This window comes from Bacillus sp. (in: firmicutes) (assembly GCA_017656295.1).
Taxonomy (GTDB): Bacteria; Bacillota; Bacilli; order Bacillales; family JACDOC01; genus JACDOC01.
On the sequence record JACDOC010000017.1, the window covers coordinates 39,125 to 59,052 of the forward strand.

The 19,928-nt window shown below is 42.3% G+C and carries 20 protein-coding genes, 1 rRNA gene and 1 riboswitch; of the genes, 1 reads left to right on the forward strand and 20 read right to left on the reverse strand.

What is annotated here, in order from left to right; genetic code table 11:
- Window positions 1–96: 96 nt before the first annotated feature.
- The 3 genes from H0Z31_12330 to H0Z31_12340 are packed head-to-tail and all read right to left on the reverse strand — an operon-like array spanning window position 97 to window position 3,270.
- Window positions 97–414: a hypothetical protein gene (locus H0Z31_12330; GenBank protein MBO8178231.1), complete on the reverse strand. Its 318-nt coding sequence runs from the start codon at window positions 412–414 to the stop codon at window positions 97–99.
- Between the two features lie 17 nt (window positions 415–431).
- Window positions 432–1,493, reverse strand: a complete 1,062-nt coding sequence (locus tag H0Z31_12335; GenBank protein MBO8178232.1) for a DUF3048 domain-containing protein — start codon at window positions 1,491–1,493, stop codon at window positions 432–434.
- Between the two features lie 34 nt (window positions 1,494–1,527).
- The gene (locus H0Z31_12340) at window positions 1,528–3,270 is read right to left on the reverse strand and encodes an adenine deaminase (protein MBO8178233.1); all 1,743 of its coding nucleotides are present in this window, start codon (window positions 3,268–3,270) and stop codon (window positions 1,528–1,530) included.
- A 120-nt stretch (window positions 3,271–3,390) separates the two neighbouring features.
- Between H0Z31_12340 and H0Z31_12345 the strand changes: the two genes are divergently transcribed.
- Window positions 3,391–3,666 (forward strand): DUF2892 domain-containing protein, encoded by a 276-nt coding sequence (locus H0Z31_12345; protein MBO8178234.1) that lies wholly within the window; start codon window positions 3,391–3,393, stop codon window positions 3,664–3,666.
- 137 nt (window positions 3,667–3,803) lie between these two features.
- Here the strand turns inward: H0Z31_12345 and purD are convergent, their stop codons facing one another.
- The 17 genes from purD to rrf form a co-directional block, all read right to left on the reverse strand.
- Entirely contained in the window at window positions 3,804–5,102 is a 1,299-nt protein-coding gene (gene purD / locus H0Z31_12350) for a phosphoribosylamine--glycine ligase (GenBank protein MBO8178235.1), read from the reverse strand.
- Between the two features lie 18 nt (window positions 5,103–5,120).
- Complete coding sequence (purH, locus tag H0Z31_12355) at window positions 5,121–6,653, reverse strand: bifunctional phosphoribosylaminoimidazolecarboxamide formyltransferase/IMP cyclohydrolase (protein ID MBO8178236.1); 1,533 nt, start codon at window positions 6,651–6,653, stop codon at window positions 5,121–5,123.
- Between the two features lie 716 nt (window positions 6,654–7,369).
- Window positions 7,370–7,576 carry a hypothetical protein gene (locus H0Z31_12360; protein MBO8178237.1) on the reverse strand — a complete coding sequence of 69 codons (207 nt, stop codon included), beginning with the start codon at window positions 7,574–7,576 and terminating at the stop codon, window positions 7,370–7,372.
- Between the two features lie 143 nt (window positions 7,577–7,719).
- On the reverse strand, window positions 7,720–8,286 hold the full coding sequence (purN, locus tag H0Z31_12365) for a phosphoribosylglycinamide formyltransferase (GenBank protein MBO8178238.1): 567 nt from the start codon (window positions 8,284–8,286) through the stop codon (window positions 7,720–7,722).
- Window positions 8,287–8,409: 123 nt separating this feature from the next.
- The gene (locus H0Z31_12370) at window positions 8,410–9,435 is read right to left on the reverse strand and encodes a phosphoribosylformylglycinamidine cyclo-ligase (protein ID MBO8178239.1); all 1,026 of its coding nucleotides are present in this window, start codon (window positions 9,433–9,435) and stop codon (window positions 8,410–8,412) included.
- A 15-nt stretch (window positions 9,436–9,450) separates the two neighbouring features.
- The gene (locus tag H0Z31_12375; protein ID MBO8178240.1) at window positions 9,451–10,863 is read right to left on the reverse strand and encodes an amidophosphoribosyltransferase; all 1,413 of its coding nucleotides are present in this window, start codon (window positions 10,861–10,863) and stop codon (window positions 9,451–9,453) included.
- Window positions 10,848–13,073 (reverse strand): phosphoribosylformylglycinamidine synthase subunit PurL, encoded by a 2,226-nt coding sequence (purL, locus tag H0Z31_12380; protein MBO8178241.1) that lies wholly within the window; start codon window positions 13,071–13,073, stop codon window positions 10,848–10,850. Before purL ends, H0Z31_12375 begins: the two co-directional genes overlap by 16 nt.
- Window positions 13,057–13,743, reverse strand: coding sequence for a phosphoribosylformylglycinamidine synthase subunit PurQ (gene purQ, locus H0Z31_12385; GenBank protein MBO8178242.1), 687 nt, complete (start codon window positions 13,741–13,743; stop codon window positions 13,057–13,059). Before purQ ends, purL begins: the two co-directional genes overlap by 17 nt.
- Window positions 13,740–13,994 carry a phosphoribosylformylglycinamidine synthase subunit PurS gene (gene purS / locus H0Z31_12390; GenBank protein MBO8178243.1) on the reverse strand — a complete coding sequence of 85 codons (255 nt, stop codon included), beginning with the start codon at window positions 13,992–13,994 and terminating at the stop codon, window positions 13,740–13,742. The genes purQ and purS overlap by 4 nt, the downstream gene beginning before the upstream one ends.
- Window positions 13,982–14,707, reverse strand: a complete 726-nt coding sequence (locus H0Z31_12395; protein ID MBO8178244.1) for a phosphoribosylaminoimidazolesuccinocarboxamide synthase — start codon at window positions 14,705–14,707, stop codon at window positions 13,982–13,984. The genes purS and H0Z31_12395 overlap by 13 nt, the downstream gene beginning before the upstream one ends.
- An 85-nt stretch (window positions 14,708–14,792) precedes the next feature.
- Window positions 14,793–16,091, reverse strand: a complete 1,299-nt coding sequence (gene purB, locus H0Z31_12400) for an adenylosuccinate lyase (protein MBO8178245.1) — start codon at window positions 16,089–16,091, stop codon at window positions 14,793–14,795.
- Window positions 16,088–17,245, reverse strand: a complete 1,158-nt coding sequence (purK, locus tag H0Z31_12405) for a 5-(carboxyamino)imidazole ribonucleotide synthase (protein ID MBO8178246.1) — start codon at window positions 17,243–17,245, stop codon at window positions 16,088–16,090. The genes purB and purK overlap by 4 nt, the downstream gene beginning before the upstream one ends.
- Window positions 17,229–17,717 carry a 5-(carboxyamino)imidazole ribonucleotide mutase gene (purE, locus tag H0Z31_12410; protein MBO8178247.1) on the reverse strand — a complete coding sequence of 163 codons (489 nt, stop codon included), beginning with the start codon at window positions 17,715–17,717 and terminating at the stop codon, window positions 17,229–17,231. The genes purK and purE overlap by 17 nt, the downstream gene beginning before the upstream one ends.
- Before the next feature lie 117 nt (window positions 17,718–17,834).
- Window positions 17,835–17,936, reverse strand: a riboswitch (purine riboswitch).
- Between the two features lie 78 nt (window positions 17,937–18,014).
- On the reverse strand, window positions 18,015–18,212 hold the full coding sequence (locus H0Z31_12415) for an NETI motif-containing protein (GenBank protein ID MBO8178248.1): 198 nt from the start codon (window positions 18,210–18,212) through the stop codon (window positions 18,015–18,017).
- Complete coding sequence (locus tag H0Z31_12420; GenBank protein ID MBO8178249.1) at window positions 18,199–18,729, reverse strand: DUF2179 domain-containing protein; 531 nt, start codon at window positions 18,727–18,729, stop codon at window positions 18,199–18,201. The genes H0Z31_12415 and H0Z31_12420 overlap by 14 nt, the downstream gene beginning before the upstream one ends.
- Window positions 18,730–19,244: 515 nt before the next feature.
- A complete protein-coding gene (locus H0Z31_12425; GenBank protein ID MBO8178250.1) occupies window positions 19,245–19,619 on the reverse strand; it encodes a VOC family protein in 375 nt (124 codons plus the stop codon).
- A gap of 204 nt (window positions 19,620–19,823) precedes the next feature.
- Window positions 19,824–19,928, reverse strand: a 5S ribosomal RNA gene (gene rrf / locus H0Z31_12430); the annotation flags it as partial.

A 19,928-nucleotide genomic window follows, 5' to 3' on the forward strand; every position in this document is an offset into this window, starting at 1 on the left:
CTTCGGATGGAAGCGTAAATTATCTATTGTGTACTTTAATGAAAGGTGAGAATCTATGAAGAAAACAGGTGCTTCTTAGTGAAGCACCTGTTTTTCTTATTCTTCGGTTTTTTCTTCTTTGTTTTCTTTTTCCAAACGATCTAGAACAAGGGCATAGGCATCATTTCCGTAGTTGAGACAACGTTTGACACGAGAGATGGTTGCCGTGCTAGCCCCTGTTTCGGTTTCAATTTTATGATAGGTGTTCCCTTCACGTAGCATGCGAGCTACTTCTAATCGTTGGGACAACGATTGGATTTCATTCACTGTGCATAAATCGTCAAAAAAGCGATAGCATTCTTCTAAATCTTTTAAGGAAAGAATTGCTTTAAATAATTGGTCTAATTCTCTCCCACGTAATTTGTCTATTTGCATCACACATACTCCTCTTTTTAATTGGTTTCAATCGTCTCATACGATACAAAGTCTATTAATGATGGAACGATATGAATCCACGTCTTACCAGGGGCAAATGCCACCTTTTGACCGTTACGTACTGGTACAATTCGTCCTTCATCGTTCATCCATTGAACTTTTTCTAACACCCCTTCGCGAATGAGAAGGGCATTTCCTCCCGAAAATAAGTTAATATCACGACGGCCGGCATTGTCAACTACTTTATGATCTGTTTCGATAATAAAAATATTGTCAATTAATACCGGTTCATTTGTCTCTCGGTCGGCTGTTAACACCCCATCAGATATTCGCGTATATTTTCCCATTTCTTGATTATACTCATACACGCTCGTAAACGTTGGGTTTTTATAATAGGAAACCATCACAGACGGAGCCGGTTGTCCAGTTAGTGTCTCTACTTCTTCTTCCGTTAAATATGGTAAAGCCTCTGGGCTGCGATTTAAATCGAATTGTAATTTCGTTGCTCCTTTGACGATACTGTCATACGTAATGTATGAATTGTGCGGTGCTACTCGTGAGGAGTCACGTTTAAAAAGCGTTCCATCGTATTGTATACCATTCATGTTGTCGATGTATCCACTTTCGAGCATTTGACGCGCTTCAGGGCTATAGCCGTGTGCAATATATATACTGTCGTATCCTTTGGCCAGCTCAATGAAATAATCGCGTGAGCTACGGACAGGTCCAAATTTTTCCGGCATTTCGCTTTGGTAAATGGCTAAAAAACGAGTTACGTCTCCTTCCGCTAATACCTCGTAGACGATGTCGGCTTTATGTAAGCCTGTTTGCGGCCTGGCTTTCGGATGATTGTTAATCGTCACGGCAATGGAGCGTTGCGCTATTTCTTCCTTTGCTGGTAACCCTGTTAAAGGGTAAACATAGGTCACTTCTTGTTTAACGGCTTCAACATTTGTCGTATCTTGCTCCTCGGTTTCTTCTACTGGCTCTGTTGTCACCGTTGTCGGCTCTTGTTCATCACTACACCCGACTAATAACGTAGCGACTACGGTCGTAGCCATCATTTTTTTCACCCACATGATTGACACCTCTATTTTCTTTCTCTTTATCATTTTAACGCATTATAGAAGGAAAGAGAACTGTCTTTTTCATTACGTCATACATGCCCATTGGTGTCACTCGGATATACGGCAAATGCGTGGAAGAAAAGAACAACAAGTTATAAATAGGATCTTCATGTTGATAGCCTCGTTCTTTCAAAAGCTTCACAAGTTGTTTTGTCTGTTGAATAACCTCTTCCATCCTTTGATCGGACATGACCCCACCAAGCGGAAGCGAAATTTCATGAACAATCTTTCCGTGCTCTGCTAAAACGATGCCCCCTCCCATTTCTTTCATTCGGTTAAACGCAAGAAGAATATCTTCTTTTCGCTTTCCCAGAATAATCAGGTCACCTGAATTTGAATACGAAGATACAAATCCACTCACTGAAGTGGCAAATCCTTTCACAAGCGTATTGACATGCCATTTTCCATGTCTGTCAACTAGCATTAAAAAGCTTTCGTCATGCTCCATCGATAATTCATCACCTGTGGCATCTAGCGAAATCGAGTACGGTTTGGTGATGACGGAATTGACCATTTCAATTCCAAACGGCATCGAAAAATGTAGGTCGTCATAGGATAGTTCCCAATCAAGCGAGAGCTCTTTCAAGCCGATGTTCTGCCACTCTAAATCTGGCCATTCGCCACATGGGGCTCCGTTTCGTTTCACCCAGTGCCCTTTTGCTAATACATGCACAGGTGTTGGCAACTCTTCACTCTCTAGAAAATTAATATGAGCAATTCGCCCAGTAGCAATCATTCCGTACCAATGATCGATTCCGTAATAGCGGGCCACATTATATGAAGCCATTAAATACGCATCCATTGGATCTACTCCATGTTCAATGGCAATAGCAATCATTTTGTCCAGCAAGCCTTGCTCGTAAAAAATCGGAGTAGAGCCATCGGTCGTAAACATGATGGAGCTATAGTCTTCAATCGGATATTGCTTCATTTCTTCTAATAACTTTGGTAAATCAGGGCGAATCGAGGAATATCGCAACGATACGGTATACCCTTGCATTAATCGTTTCCATACGTCTTCTCCTGTCATCGCTTCATGATCCGCATCGGCACCGAACAGCATCATTTTAGCTAACGTCGTTTCAGAGGCACCCGGAAAGTGACCTTCGATTCGTTTTCGAAGACGTTTTGCTTCCTGTAACCAAAGAAGCATTAAGTCGTCACCTGCCAACAAGCGTGGCCAACCAGTAAGCTCGCCCCCTTGAAGGACAAGGTCATGCTCAAGCCAAGACTTGATGTCATGGTGATTAAAAACTTGATCCTCTTCTTGTAAAACGGTCTGTGGGTCAAAACGGCACCACCAATACATCGATACTGGTAACTGTTTTAATTCTTCTAACAAAGAAAACGCTTTCTTTTTTCCGGATAATAAAAACAACATTAAGTTGTCATTGATGAGGGTCGTTGTCCCCGTTTGCGACGCATATCGGGCTAACGATTGGGGATTATATAACTGAAACGGATGGGCATGTGGCTCAATATAACCCGGGACTAAAACGTACGATTGGCAATCGACAACCTCCGTCGATTCCAAATTACTTGGAAGTTCGTTCCCAACATACACAATCCGATCCTGGTAAATCCAAATATGTCCATTCACCCATTGCTTTAATTTTGCATGTAAAAAACGGGCATTTTTTAACAATAAAGATGGGGACTTTTTCCCTTCAATGACTTCGATTTGTTCACGAATTTGTTTCGATTTCCATTTCAGTTGACGTTCTGGCATAAAGACATTCCCCCTAAAGGAAGGTACACAATCGTTTTTTACTATCCTACCATATTTTGTGTTTTAACGCATGAAAGTAGCTTGAATTTTTTATAAAAAATTTGTAAGGAGGAAGAATTCATGAAAGTAAAGCAGAATATTGGAATATTAAACGCTCTATGTCGTATAACGGCTGGACTTACCATTTTATCATGGGCCACCGCGAAAATGGTGAAGCGACCATGGCGAGACGGGTATCATCTTTTAATCGCGATGTTAGGTGCCATGAAGGTTGGAGAAGGTATATTAAAATATTGTCCACTAACTGCACTATATGAAACCTATCAGCCAGCATCGAATACGAAAAAAGAACACAACGAAGAAGCTGTGCCTGAAGCACCATTTAATCCTTCGTAAATTGTAGATGTAAAAAATTAAAAAAGGTCAGACAAGTGTCTGACCCCACCTTTATAAAAAGGGAGATGATGTGATGTTTTTAGAATATGTGACCGATATGTCCTATGTGCTTATCTCATTAATTGGTGGGATTATCGCTATTTTGTACGTATATATCCGTCGTTCGAGAAAGAACCGAACATAATCCCTTTGTTGCCGATATCTCGGCGGAAAAAGACGTTATCTTGGGCAACTTTTTCTAATTCTTGATAAACCTTTTGTTGAGCTTCAGCAATTGTTGTCCCTTTTCCAGCGACTAAATACAAACGTCCTCCGTTGGCTACCCAATTGTCGTGTACATCTTTTTTCGTCCCTGCATGGAACAAATCTACGGTTGTGGAGATGTCTTCTAATCCAACCAGCGGAAATTCTTTTTCATATGAACCAGGATATCCTTTTGCAGCGACAACAACCCCAACAACTGCTTGTTTCTCCCATTCGATGGTGACCGGCTTGTTTTCTAACACATGCATGATGACTTCCACTAAATCGGATTTCATTCGCGGTAACACCACTTGTGTTTCTGGGTCTCCGAAACGAGCATTAAATTCGATAACTTTTGGACCATCCGCCGTATTCATTAACCCCGCATACAAAATACCTGTAAAAGGTCGTCCTTCTTTAACAAGTGCTTGAGCCGTTGGCAGTAAAATATCATTTATGGCGGCGTCCACAACCGATTCCAGAATGTGTGGGACAGGAGAATAAGCACCCATTCCTCCCGTATTCGGACCTTCATCGTGATCAAACGCTCGTTTATGGTCTTGGGCAATCACCATTGGATACACCGCTTCTCCGTGGACAAATGCCATGAGGGAAAATTCTTCTCCTTGTAAAAACTCCTCGATAACGACGCGAGTAGAGGCATCACCAAATTTTCCATGAATCATCATTTCTTCTAAGGCTTTATACGCTTCTTCTTCCGTCATCGCCACGACGACACCTTTTCCGGCAGCAAGTCCATCCGCTTTAATCACAATCGGCGCACCGTGTTGTTTTATATAATTTTTTGCTTCTTCAAAGTGGTCAAACGTTTCATACTTCGCCGTCGGGATGTTGTATTTTTTCATTAACGCTTTTGCAAACGACTTACTACCTTCAATGAGAGCGGCTTCTTTTGTCGGACCAAAAACACGGATACCCGCTTGTTGGAATTGGTTAACAATCCCCTCCAATAGTGGATTTTCTGGACCGACGATGACTAACTCGATATGCTGTTCTTTGGCAAATTGGATAAGCTGTTCATGCGCTGTTTCTTCAATCGGAACTAACGTCGCATCAAGCCCAATTCCCGCATTTCCTGGCGCGCAAAAGACCGTGTCGACGTTCGGACTTTCGTTTAATTTTTTACAAATCGCATGCTCACGGCCGCCTCTTCCAATGACTAATACGTTCATGGATATCCCCCTCATTTATTAGTGTTTAAAGTGGCGCACCCCGGTAAAGACCATTGCAATGCCATACTCATCCGCCTTTTTAATAGAGTCTTCGTCGCGGATGGAACCACCAGGTTGGATAATTGCCGTAATACCTGCTTTCGCTGCTGCTTCGACCGTATCGTCCATTGGGAAAAATGCGTCCGAAGCTAAAATGGCTCCTTTCGCCAGTTCGCCTGCTTGTTCAAGGGCAATGCGGGCCGCTCCTACCCGATTCATTTGTCCTGCTCCCACTCCAAGCGTCCGCTCGCTATTCGCCACCACAATCGCATTCGATTTCACATGTTTGACAACTTTCCAGCCAAGCTTTAGCGCTTCCCACTCTTCTTCGGTCGGCTCACGTTTCGTCGGAATGTGAATGTTGGCATCTTCTAACGTATAGGCATCCATATCTTGCACTAATAAGCCCCCTTCAATGGAAGTGAGCATCGGCTCTTTTTTTGCTTTCAAATCAAAGTCCACCGTTAGTAGGCGTAAGTTTTTCTTTGATGTAAGAATGGTAAGTGCATCTTCGGTAAAGTATGGTGCAATAATAATTTCCAAAAAGATTTCATGTAGTTTTTCAGCGGTTTGGCGATCCACTTCACGGTTAAAGGCAACGATTCCACCAAAGATGGACACCGGATCCGCTTCATACGCACGAACAAACGCTTCAAAGCTATTTTCACCAATGCCTACGCCGCATGGATTCATATGCTTCACCGCGACGGCTGCTGGTTCTTTAAATTCTTTAACAATTTGTAGCGCGGCATCTGCGTCATGAATGTTATTGTAGGATAATTCTTTTCCGTGAAGCTGTTTGGCACGAGCAATGGAAAAAGAAGAGCCTAGAGGTTTTTTATAAAACGCTGCTTTTTGATGCGGATTTTCTCCGTAGCGTAGCGTTTGCTTTAATTCATACGTAAACGTTAGCGATTCTGGATTTTCTTCTCCGACTAGCTCGGTCATATATTGAGCAATCATCGCATCGTAGGCAGCGGTGTGACGGAATACTTTCGCAGCAAGGGCTTTACGAGTAGATAACGACACCGAACCATGCTCATCAAGTTCTTGAATGACTTGTTGATAATCGTTAGCGTCTACGACAACCGTTACATGGGCATGGTTTTTCGCCGCTGCCCTAAGCATCGTTGGGCCGCCAATATCGATATTTTCAATTGCTTCTGCTTCGGTTACATCTGGTTTCGCAATCGTTTGTTGAAACGGATAAAGGTTCACGCACACTAACTCAATCGGTGTAATATTTTGTTGTTCTAATTGTTCAAGGTGCGTTTCATTATCGAGTTTCGCTAGCAATCCTCCGTGAATGGCTGGATGTAACGTTTTGACCCGTCCTTCTAAAATTTCAGGGAATCCCGTCACCTCTTGAACACCGATCACCGGGACTCCGTTTTCTTCTAACATCTTTTTCGTTCCACCTGTCGAAATAATTTCAAACCCAAGACGAACGAGTTGCTTAGCGAAATCGATGACACCCGTTTTGTCTGACACACTAATTAACGCTCGTTTCATATCGTATTCCTCCCATGACTGTTTGTTTGACTGATTCATTGGGATGGTTCCTCATCTTCATTTCGATTGTCCTGAATGCAAAATTGACCATAAATCGGATTTTTGCTCATATTCTTGATGGTTTCCCTTAAATTGAAGATTTTTGCTCATAATTTTGTTATTTTTTCCCGCAAACCTAAAATGTTTGCTCGTAAACTAGGTGTTTTTCCCATAATAAATACGTTTTTTTCCGTAAACCTAGAATGTTTGCTCTTAAACTCGTTGTTTTCCCATAAAACTAAATTTTTCGCTCATAAATTCGGTTTTTTTCCGTAAACCTAGAATGTTTGCTCTTAAACTCGTGTTTTCCGGTAAACCTAAATGTTTGCTCATAATTTCGTTATTTTTTCCCGCAAACCTAAAATGTTTTCTCGTAAACTAGGTGTTTTTCCCATAATAAATTCGTTTTTTTCCGTAAACTTAGAATGTTTACTCTTAAACTAGGTGTTTTCCCATAAACTTATTTTTTGCTCATAAATTCGGTTTTTTTCCGTAAACCTAGAATGTTTGCTCTTAAACTCGTTGTTTTCCGGTAAACCTAAATGTTTGCTCATAATTTCGTTATTTTTTCCCACAACCCTAAAATGTTTGCTCGTAAATACTTATTTTTTCCCATAAACTTAAATTTTTTGCCCATAATTTCGTTATTTTTTCCCACAACCCTAGAATGTTTGCTCTTAAACTCGTTGTTTTCCCATAAAACTAAATTTTTTGCCCATAATTTCGTTATTTTTTCCCACAACCCTAGAATGTTTGTTCATATACTCGTTGTTTTCCCGTAAACCTAAATGTTTGCTCATAATTTCGTTATTTTTTCCCGCAACACTAAAATGTTTGCTCATAATTTCGTTATTTTTTCCCGCAACACTAAAATGTTTGCTCATAAACTAGGTGTTTTTCCCATAAAACTAAATATTTTTCTCATAAATTAATTATTTTTTCCCATAACCCTAAAATGTTTGCTCGTAAATACTTATTTTTTCCATAAACCTCCAAGTTTGCTCTTAACCTTGAAGGTTTTCGAACGTCACCTTGAAAATAGTTGTTGTAACACTTGCGGATACAACTCATGTTCAATGGCGTGAATTTTCTTGGCTAATGTCTCCCGTGTTTCCCCTTTGTCAATGTTGATCGCACGTTGGGCAATGATCGGCCCCGTGTCCATCCCTTCATCGACGTAATGAATGGTCACGCCGCTGACCTTTACGCCCGCTTCAAGCGCTTGACCGATCGCATCTTTACCAGGAAACGCCGGTAACAAGGATGGGTGAATATTCACAATCTGCTCTGGATACGCCTGTAAAAGAGTCGGTCCAATTAAGCGCATATATCCGGCGAGTACGAGAAATTCGACTTGCTCCTGACGTAATCGCTCCAAAATTTCGGATTCAAATGCCGCCTTACTTTCGTATTGTTTAGGCGAAAAAACAAATGTCTCAATTCCTTCTCGCTGTGCCCGTTCTATCACATACGCTGCTGGTTGATCACAAACTAATAATCTTACATCCGCTTGCAATGTTCCTTCTTTCACTGCATCGACAATCGCTTGAAAGTTACTTCCACTTCCCGATGCAAAGATGGCGATTTTTTTCATCGTCCGCCTCCAAGTTAAAAAGTTTATCCCGTTCTAACGAGTACTAAGACTCCCACTTCAATACTTAGGTCAGTAAGAACCCGATTCGTTCAACTAACCATCAGTACTGAAGGAATTTTCACTTTATCGTATTTCTACTCCATTACCTTCGATGACTCGTCCAATCACATATGCTTGCTCCCCTTGTTCATAGAAGAACGATAAAAGTTCATCCACCTCTTGTTCTTCCACGGCAAGCACCATACCAATCCCCATGTTAAAAATGTTGTACATTTCATCGTGCGGAATTTGTCCGTACTTTTCGATCAATTGGAAAATTGGTAACACCGGCCACGTTCTTTTTTCAATCTGGGCTCCACACCCATCCGGCAACATACGTGGAACGTTTTCAACAAAGCCACCCCCGGTGATATGGGCCATCCCTTTAATCCGGAATTTCTTTAGCACAGCTAAAATCGGCTTTACATAAATTTTTGTCGGTGTTAACAAAGCATCCCCAAGTGTTGTTCCTAGTTCATCCACATGTTTATCAAGCGTGTAGTGATGGTCGTTTAGAAATACTTTCCGTACAAGTGAGTACCCATTGCTATGAATACCGCTAGAGGCTAGGCCGATTAACATATCCCCCTGTTGAATCGATTGACCGTCAATTAGTTCCGAACGCTCACAAGCTCCGACCGCAAACCCCGCGATATCATATTCATCTTTATCATACATGCCAGGCATCTCCGCTGTTTCCCCACCGATCAATGCACAACCTGCTTGTTCACACCCATCCGCAACTCCTTTAACAATTTGTTCAATTTTGGCAGGGTTCGCTTCACCTACAGCTAAATAGTCTAGGAAAAATAATGGTTCCGCTCCTTGTACGACAATGTCGTTGACACACATTGCGACACAATCAATCCCGATCGTATCGTGTCTGTCTAGGAGGAAAGCGAGTTTCAGCTTCGTTCCTACTCCGTCGGTACCGGAAACAAGCACTGGCTCCTTATATCGAAGTTGGGATAAATCAAACAACCCGCCAAAGCCGCCTAACGCACCGATAACCCCTGTTCGTTTTGTTCGAGCGACATGCTTTTTTATGCGAGAAACGGCTTCGTAGCCCGCTTCAATATTTACCCCGGCCTGTTTATATGCGTTTGCCATGCACAATCCTCCTCATTAACATTTTTCGTAAGGCAGAACCGTATCTGGATAAATTTCGGTTGGGTATTTTCCGATAAAACACGCTAAACATTGACCTCGGAACTCGCCTTCGTTTGGTCGGCCAATCGCTTTTAACAATCCTTCGACACTAATAAACGTTAAGGAGTCAGCTCCGATAATTTCTTTAATTTCTTCAACGGAATGATTAGCAGCAATTAATTCTTCATGGGTCGATGTATCAATTCCGTAAAAACAAGGGTGTTGAATCGGTGGAGCACTAATACATACGTGTACTTCTTTTGCTCCCGCTTCTTTTAACATTGAAACAATACGTTTACTTGTCGTTCCGCGAACGATTGAATCGTCAACCATGATGACGCGTTTTCCTTCTACCACTCCGCGAACAGGAGAAAGTTTCATTTTCACCCCTTGTTCGCGCAACGATTGAGATGGTTGAATAAACGTTCGGCCCACATATCGATTTTTAATTAACCCCATTTCGTATGGAATGCCGGATGCTTCCGCATATCCAATCGCCACAGAGATACTGGAGTCCGGTACACCCGTTACCACGTCCGCTTCAATCTGCGCCTCATGCGCGAGTTGCTTCCCGAGATTTTTTCTTGCTGTATGAACGTTAATCCCATGGATGTTGCTATCTGGGCGTGAAAAATAAATATACTCCATTGTGCAAATCGCACTCGATGTAGAAAGGGAAAATTTTTCCGAATAGAACCCTTCATCGTTAATAATGAGAAGCTCCCCAGGCTCCACATCCCGTTCAAACGTAGCCCCAACGATATCAAAAGCACACGTTTCCGACGATACGCAATACGCATCGCCGATTTTTCCAATCGAAAGTGGCCGTAATCCGTTCGGGTCAAGAGCCACCATCAGTTCGGTTTCGGTCATGATTAAAAAGGCATAAGCACCCTTTAACATCGTTAACGCGTTTTTCACCCGGTCCTTTAATAACGGAAATCCACTTCGTTTAATAAGATGGGCTAATACTTCCGTATCGGACGTTGTTTGAAAAATGCTCCCTTGGCGTTCCAATTGGTGTTTTAACGCCGTCGCGTTCACTAAGTTACCATTATGAGCTAACGCGAGGCTTCCGCTTTGAGAGTGAAATAGGAGGGGCTGGACGTTTTCATACCCTCCGCCCCCCGCTGTCGCGTAACGAACATGACCGATGGCTGCTTTTCCCTGTAACTCTTCTAATTTATCAGCAACGAAAACTTCTGTTACAAGTCCTTCCCCTTTGATCCCTTTTAACACTTTTCCGTCTGTGACGACAATGCCGGCCCCTTCTTGACCACGATGCTGTAAACTATGCAACCCGTAATAGGTGAGTTGAGCCGCATTGGAATGGCCCCAAACACCAAACACTCCACACTCTTCATTTAGTCCTTTTATTTCAGCAAGCATGGGATGGCTCCTTTCCACACTCCTTCAAATTCCGCTACGCTACCGCTAATCACTTGTTCTCCAGAACGGGTCATAATCGAGAATTCAGGAGTGTCCGTCACTTCTCCAATGAACTGTGCATCTTCTACTAAACTTTCAAATTGCTCTTGATACGACTTTGGTACAGAAACGATAAAGCGAGACTGGGTTTCGGCAAATAAATCCGCCACAATATCGTCGCCTGGTAGTGTTACGTGCACGCCAAGCCCTTTCGTTCCGAAGGTGCACTCCGCAAGCGCAACGGCCAATCCTCCTTCGGCCACGTCGTGCGCAGAAGCAACATAACCACGTCGAATCGCTTCAAGCAGTTGCTTTTGGCGTTTCTCTTCAATCTCCAAGTCAAGCGCTGGCGCTTTACCGAAGATGCGCCCTTCTTTCATTTTTTGTAATTCACTTCCACCGAACTCAGGCTTTGTTTCCCCAATGACGTAGACAAGGTCACCCGCTTGTTTAAACGGTTGTGTAGTAATGTGGTTGATATCAGAAATTAACCCAACCATACCGACTACCGGTGTTGGATAAACAGCTGTTCCATTCGTTTCGTTATATAAAGAAACGTTTCCGCTAATAACCGGTGTGTTAAGCGCGCGACATGCTGCACTCATTCCGTCAACCGCTTTTTCTAACTGCCAGAAAATCTCCGGCTTTTCTGGATTCCCGAAGTTCAAACAATCGGTAATTGCTAGGGGTTCGGCTCCCGAACAAACTACGTTTCGGGCAGCTTCAGCAACGGCGATTTTCCCACCCATTTCCGGATCTAAGTAAATGTAGCGGGAATTACAGTCCGTCGTCATAGCTAACGCTTTGTTTGTGCCGCGAATACGAATGACCGCTGCGTCTGAACCTGGACAAACGACCGTATTCGTCCGAACTTGATAATCGTATTGGTGGTACACCCACTCTTTACTTGCAATCGTCGGTTGTTTTAATAAGTCGATCAATGTTTGCTTGTAATCATTAACTTGAGGCACATATGGCGCCATTTGTTGAAACTCTTGATAATAGGCTGGTTCCTTGGATGGCTTATGGTAAACAGGTGCGTCTTCTGCTAACGCATCCACTGGGACTTCAGCGACGACTTCTCCTTGATGGAAAAGGCGGAGCATTTGATCATCGGTAACTTTTCCAATCGCGACCGCTTCCAAGCCGTATTTGGAAAACAGGTCAATCACGTCTTGTTCCCGACCTTTTTTTACGACAATGAGCATACGCTCTTGCGATTCGGAAAGCATCATCTCATATGCCGTCATCCCCGTTTCGCGTTGCGGGACAAGATCTAAATTCATCTCAATCCCAGAGCCAGCTTTACTTGCCATCTCAGCAGATGAACTTGTTAACCCAGCCGCTCCCATATCTTGAATACCGACAAGAGCATCCGATTGAACGAGCTCAAGGCACGCTTCCATTAACAGCTTTTCCATAAATGGATCTCCTACTTGGACAGCAGGACGTTTTTCTTCAGAGCTTTCGTTTAACTCCTCGGAAGCAAACGTTGCTCCGTGAATTCCGTCGCGCCCCGTTTTCGCACCGACGTACATCACCGTATTTCCTACCCCGTGTGCCTGCCCTTTTTTAATATCTTGATGATTAATTAAACCGACACACATCGCATTCACTAACGGGTTGCCTTCATAGGACGGATCGAATTGAACTTCTCCTCCGACTGTAGGAATACCAATACAGTTTCCGTATCCAGCAATTCCTGCTACGACTTCTTTAAAGAGATACTGAACACGAGCAGAATCCAATTCTCCAAAGCGTAGAGAGTTGAGGAGCGCAACAGGTCTTGCCCCCATTGAAAATACGTCGCGTATAATGCCGCCGACACCTGTAGCTGCCCCTTGGTAAGGTTCAATCGCAGATGGATGGTTGTGGCTCTCAATTTTAAATACAACCGCTTGATCGTCTCCAATATCAACGATGCCCGCTCCTTCTCCCGGTCCTTGTAGTACTTTTTCTCCGCTTGTTGGAAACTTCTTTAACACTGGTTTGGAATTTTTATAACTGCAATGCTCTGACCACATCACTGAAAAGAGACCAGTTTCTGTATAGTTAGGGAGTCGGCCTAAAATTTCTTCAATCATTTGAAACTCTTCATCCGAAAGCCCCATTTCCCGATACAGTTTTTCTTCTTTAATTTGTGTTGGATTCGGCTCAAGCTTTAACAACATGTGATTCCCTCCAATGTTTCACAATAGATTGGAACAGCTTTAATCCGTCTCGACTGCCAAGTAACTGATCGACCGCTCGTTCAGGATGCGGCATCATCCCTAACACATTTCCACGTTCGTTGATAATCCCTGCAATATTCGCTACACTCCCGTTTGGATTTTCTTTCGCATACGTAAAGACGATTTGCTTGTTCTTTTTTAATTGTTCTAGCGTTGACTCATCACAGTAGTAATTCCCTTCCCCATGAGCAATCGGGATGATGATTTCTTCTCCTTGCTCGTATTGAGCTGTAAACATCGTTTCGTTATTTTCGACTGTAAGTGTGACCGGTTTACAAACAAACTGTAAATGGTCATTTCGTCTCATCGCCCCTGGTAGGAGGCCGGCTTCAAGTAAAATTTGAAATCCGTTACATACCCCTAACACCGGTTTTCCTACTTCCGCTGCTTTAATGACTTCCTTCATCACATTTGAAAAGCGAGCAATCGCCCCAGAGCGCAAGTAGTCTCCGTACGAAAAACCTCCCGGAAGCAGAATTCCGTCGTAGTCATCCAAATTATCAGCATCGTGCCAAACGTATTCGACTTCTTCCCCGAGTTCGTCTTTAATCGCATGATACATATCCACATCACAGTTAGAGCCTGGAAATACGATTACGGCAAATTTCACTGACCAACACACTCCTCAATTTCGTAACGGTAGTCTTCAATGACCGGATTTGCTAATAAGCGATCACACATTTCACGAACGACTTCCTCAACGTCACGATCAGATTTTTTTAACGTCAGCTCCATATATTTTCCGATTCGCACCTCTTCTACTTCCGTGTACGACATGCTGTGTAACGAGTTTTTCACCGCTGTTCCTTGTGGATCTAATACACTTTCACGTAACGTGACGAAAATTTTTACTTTGTACATGTTTCTGTTCCCCCTAATCGATTCAAAATTTCTTCGTAAGCTTCCGTTAAAGTGCCTAAATCTCGACGAAAGACGTCTTTATCTAACTTTTGATTTGTTTCTTTGTCCCAGAGACGACATGTATCTGGTGAAATCTCATCGGCTAGTAAAATCGTTCCGGCAGCATCTTTTCCAAACTCTAACTTAAAATCTATTAATCTAACGTTTAATTTCGAAAATAATTGCTTTAATACATCATTTACACGGAACGCTTGTTGCTTGATCAGCTCTAGTTCTTCTTTAGTGGCAATGTTTAAAATGTCGATATGTTCGTCTGTGATTAACGGGTCTCCTAAGTCGTCATTTTTGTAATAAAACTCAATAATTGGGCGTTTCAGCGTTATCCCTTCTGCTATACCAAGACGCTTTGCTAAACTACCCGCTAACACATTACGAACAACGACTTCTAACGGAATAATCGTCACACGTTTGACAAGCTGCTCATAATCGGATAGTTGCTTGATAAAATGATTGGCAATTCCTTCTTCTTGTAATCTTCCGAAAATAACGCTTGTAATTTGATTATTTAACGCACCTTTCCCTTGAATAACCGCTTTTTTCTCCCCGTTGAAGGCGGTCGCTTCATCTTTGTACTCGACCCATAGCACTTGATCTTCTGTTGTCGCAAAAATTTTCTTCGCCTTTCCTTCGTAAAGAAGCGCTTGTTTTTCCATCGAGCGAACCTCCATATTAGGAAAATTAGAAATCTTCTGTCTAAAAATTTTAGGGGTGGAAGGGGAGAACCCCTTCCTGTCAACATTAGTCGTTTAAACCGAGGCGTTCAAAGATGGTGTCGACATGTTTTAAATGATAGTTGTAATCAAAACAATCATCGATTTCTTTCTTCGAAAGTTTCGCCGTAATTGTTTCATCTTGCTCAATTAACTGACGAAACGGAACTTGTAATTCCCACGCTTTCATCGCATTTGGTTGAACCGTATCATACGCTTCTTCACGTGTCATTCCTTTGTCGATTAAAGCTAACAGCACTCGTTGAGAATAAATAAGACCTAACGTTTTTTCCATATTACGCTTCATATTTTCTGGAAAAACAGTTAAGTTTTTGATGATATTTCCAAAACGGTTAAGCATGTAGTTTAAAGCGATCGTTGCATCCGGTAAGATGATCCGTTCAGCAGATGAATGCGAGATATCTCGCTCGTGCCAAAGTGGGACGTTTTCATACGCTGTCATCATATAGCCTCGAATGACCCGAGCCATACCGGTCATATTTTCTGAACCGATCGGATTCCGTTTATGCGGCATCGCTGAAGATCCCTTTTGGCCTTTGGCGAAAAATTCTTCCACTTCGCGTGTTTCACTTTTTTGTAGTCCGCGAATTTCCACTGCAAACTTTTCAATGGACGTGGCAATTAAGGCAATTGTAGCTAAGTAATGCGCATGGCGGTCCCGTTGCAACGTTTGCGTGGAAATAGGTGCTGGTTCTAAGCCAAGTTTTTCACACACATACGCTTCTACAAACGGGTCGATATTGGCATATGTTCCAACCGCACCGGAAATTTTTCCGACTTGAACCCCTTTAGCCGCTTGTTTAAAGCGCTCTAGATTGCGCTTCATTTCTTCATACCAAAGAGCTAACTTCAGTCCAAACGTTGTCGGTTCGGCATGCACTCCGTGGGTGCGTCCCATCATGACGGTATATTTATGTTCCTTCGCTTTTTGACGTAAGATCTCTATGAAGTTTTCTAAGTCTTTTAATAAAATTTCGTTGGCTTGTTTTAACAAATACGAAAGGGCTGTATCAACGACATCTGTTGAAGTAAGTCCGTAGTGAACCCATTTGCGTTCTTCTCCTAATGTTTCAGAAACCGCTCGAGTAAACGCAACAACGTCATGGCGCGTTTCTTCTTCGATCTCTTTTATACGAGCGACGTCAAACGACGCGTTTTCGCGAATTTTTTGGACGTCTTCTTTTGGAATCACTCCAAGTTCTGCCCAAGCTTCACACGCTAAAATTTCTACCTCTAACCAAGCGCGGAATCGATTTTCTTCTGTCCAAATCGCTCCCATTTCAGGTCGAGTATAACGTTCAATCATGCTTTTTTTCCTCCGATTCTTTCTTTCATCCAAATTTGACTTTGATTAATTTCTTCTAGTGTTCGATCCACATCGTCTGTTAAAACGGTAATATGGCCCATCTTTCGATTCGTTTTCGCTTCCTTTTTTCCGTAAAGATGGAACGACCAATGTGGATAGCGACCAATTCGCTGAATAGCTTCCTCCATATGTTGCCCTAATACATTGACCATAACGGCCGGTTTCAGTAAGGTTGTGTCCTTTAATGGCCAATTACAGATGGCCCGAATATGTTGGGCAAACTGAGAGGTGGCACAAGCTTCAATCGAAAAGTGCCCTGAATTATGAGGCCGTGGTGCTAACTCGTTAATAAGGACCTCGCTATCGGATGTAATGAACATTTCCACTGCAAGCGTACCGACCAATTGTACATAGTCCGCAATTTTTTTCGCTTCTTGAATTGCTTGCCATTGTAAATGTTCGGAAATACGGGCAGGAACAATGGTCTTATGCAAAATATTGTTCACGTGAATGTTTTCAGCGACTGGTAAAACGGTTGTTTCTCCGTTTGTTGACCGTGTTACAATGACGGAAATTTCTTTTTCAAACGGTACCCATTTTTCTAATACACAAGGACCATGCTCAAGAAGTTGCATAGCTCTTTTTACGTCCGATTCTTCACGAATCACGACTTGACCTTTTCCATCGTACCCACCAGTCGCCGTTTTTAACACCGCTGGAAATCCAAGTGTAGATATGTGCAACTCCAAGTCTGCATCCGTATAGATCGCTTGGTATGGTGCTACGTTCGCTCCCGCTTTCACGATAGCTTCTTTTTCATAAATTCGATGTTGGGTAATTCGAATTAACTCCGCTCCTTGAGGGACGTAACTGATGGTTTGCAGCCATTTAAGTGATTCATAATCAATATTTTCAAACTCATACGTAATCACATCACTGACATCTGCTAATTGCTTTAATGCGTTACGGTCCGAAAACGAAGCGGTAATTTCTATATCCGCCACTTGTCCGCAAGGGGAGTCAGTGCTGGGATCTAACACAGCTATTCGAAAGCCAGCTTCCTTAGCTGCTAGTGCCATCATTCGGCCAAGCTGACCGCCGCCGATAATCCCGATCGTTTGGCCAGGGAGAATCGTTTTAGCCAAGTTGATCACTGCTTTCTAATACGGTTTGTTTAATCTCGTTTCGGCGGTTTTCTAAGCGATTAGCTAATTCGATATTATTAATGGCTAATATTTGTGCGGCCAATAAACCAGCATTGACTGCACCTGCTTTGCCAATCGCAACCGTCGCCACCGGAACACCCCCCGGCATTTGAACAATTGAAAGGAGGGAATCTAAGCCATTTAACGCTTTGGATTGAACTGGCACCCCGATGACAGGTAGGGTCGTTTTCGCTGCCACCATCCCCGGCAGGTGGGCCGCTCCACCAGCACCAGCAACAATGACCTGAATGCCCCGTTCTTTCGCTGTTTCGGCATATTCAAACATGTAGTCAGGTGTTCGATGAGCCGAAACCACCTTTTTCTCGTACGGAATGTTCAGCTCTTCTAAAATATCGCAACAATGTTTCATTGTATCCCAATCCGAAGTACTTCCCATGATGACTCCAACTTGCGGTACCATACTCATCCCCCTATTGTGATCCTCGTTATTCCAACAAAAAACCAGGTCGCCTTTTCTATAAGAGAAAGCAGACGACCTGGGATGAGAAAAGGGCATAAAAATCCCTAAACATACGTCCAGATAATCTCTTTCCCTCATAGTCCGATCATTTACGGTGATCGGGTAGATACTTATGGGCCATATTCCCATGATTATATGAGGGTTATCATTTTGTCACTCTCATCTTACCAGTCTTAGCTTTACATTGTCAACCAAAAATCGAACATTAGTAAAATCAAGAAAATAAATGTTCGGATTTTACGTTACTTTTTTCCCTTCAAAGACGATTTTTCGACCAATTGGTACGATTTCTTTTACTCCTTGTTGAATTACTTCCTGAAAAATAGGTTCTTCCATCCGTCGAATGGGGGTATATCCTTCTATTTTCATTCGTTCTAAGCATTGATCAATCGTTTCATGTTCGAGTACTTCGAATCGTTTCTTATTTTTGCTCATTTTTCAACTTCCCTTTTTTTACAGTCTTTACCCAGAAACCTCCGTAAATCGTTTTCGGCTCATACGAAATGATGAAGGCTTTCGGATCCAGCTCCTTGATCGTCTGGTATAAGTTTAGCTCATATTTGCGCGGAGTTAAAATGGACAGGGCCATTCGATCTCCTTCTAACCCTTGTGCTTGCCAAGTCGTCACTCCATACCCTTTTGTTCGCAATTGCTTCGGTAAATCCACATCATATTCTCTCGTAATAACATTAACCGTAATATAACCAAGGGCAAGCTTTTCCTCGATCTTCATTCCAACAATGACACCTAAACCATATCCAACAGCATACGCGATTAAGTTTTGGATTTCATTCAAATTTTCGAGCACCAGTCCTAAACCAACAACATAAATAATAATTTCCAGCATACTAATAAATGCTGCTAAATACCGATGCCCCTTCAATGTTAAAATCATACGAATCGTAAAAAACGATACGTAGACGATATTAATAATTAAAATAATGGCCATCATCACCAAACTATTTTCTAGCAAAGCAAACTCCCCCTTTCAACTATGGTTAGCCTATTCGTTTGGCATAAATACAGTATCATATTAACTTTAAACGATTTTTTCATGATTAAACATTTTTCAAGAAAAAAAATATGGGAACTTTTTGTATGCTTAAGTTCCCATTAAAGATATTGGTTTATGTACACCTTTGCTCAGCATTCACTTCTATAATTTTTTGACAAATTAATTTGGCAAGAATCTCATAACCCGCTTCTCCAAAATGAAGCCCATCGTTCCGTTCACCATATAAAATGGTTTGATAATTTTCTCTAGTAATCACTTCTGTGAAAAAGTCAATCAAATGTCCCTGTAAGTCGGGCAGCCAATTTATAGGTTAACATCGGTTGGGTAAGTCCTTCTTTTCTTGCGGTAATACTATCTCCAAAGCAAACGATGGTTGGTACGGTCCTCCCCCTTCTTTACGGTAACAATTTTGGGGAGCTTCAAGATAAAAAGATGGCGACTTACCTTTTCTATTATCGATGATGTTTAGACAGGAATTCTATACGGTTGTTAAAAGGGTCTCGGAAGCTGAAACGAGACACATGAGGAATCGGTGTTTCTTCATTAATCTGAATCCCTTTATTAAGTAAATATTCTTTGACGGACTGGAGATCTTCAACTTCAAAGGCCGGATGGCTTTTGCTATTGTAACCATCACGATTTTCTACCCCAATATGTAATTCGATGTCTCCAACTTGATACCATAACCCGCCGTTCTTTTTAAGTGCGTCTGGTTTTTCAATTTCTTGAAATCCTAAGATGCCACTGTAAAACGCTCGGGCTTCATCTTCAGCTCCTACCGGTATACATATTTGAACATGGTCTAAACGTTTGACGTGAATATTCATAAAATTACCTCCTGCATATTTTCTCTTTATACGTTCTATTCGTACTAATGAACCAATTCCTATTTTAACATTTTTTTCTTTTTGACCTTATTTAATTTACACACTATTTCGACTTTTTACTTTCTGATTGTTTAAGTCAATGGCTAGTAAAAAGATACATAAACAAAAAAACAGAGCCGCAATACTTCGACTCTGTTTTAGCTAGCCTGGCAGCGTCCTACTCTCGCAGGGAAGACCCCCAACTACCATCGGCGCTGAGGAGCTTAACTTCCGTGTTCGGTATGGGAACGGGTGTGACCTCCTCGCCAT